This is a genomic window from Citrobacter sp. TBCS-14, from assembly GCF_005280805.1.
GTDB classification, from domain to species: Bacteria; Pseudomonadota; Gammaproteobacteria; order Enterobacterales; family Enterobacteriaceae; genus Citrobacter; species Citrobacter gillenii.
Genome location: NZ_SZWM01001055.1, coordinates 1 through 247, shown reverse-complemented (window position 1 = coordinate 247; position 247 = coordinate 1). Strand labels below are relative to the sequence as shown.

Here is a 247-nt window from a genome sequence, read left to right as displayed (position 1 = left end):
ATGTTTCGCGGATCCCTCATGAATCAGCAGATCGCCCAGCTTAACGTCAGCGTTGCACATATCCGCGCGAAACAGGTTCTCGCCAAAGAACTCGTAGAAATGTCGACCCGCCGGATGCTTCTTAAAAAACTCACCATGCTGGTGCCCCGGACAAGCAAAGGTACTGTTCCCCATTTCAACATACTGGGTCAGCGTGTCATAGAACGGCGGCAGCAACTCTTCCTCATACCGACAGGCGGCAGACTCC

Annotated in this window: 1 pseudogene; it reads right to left on the bottom strand. The window is 53.4% G+C overall.

From position 1 onward, the window contains the following. Positions 1-247 (bottom strand): annotated as a pseudogene (locus FDX22_RS23905) (ornithine decarboxylase); the annotation flags it as partial.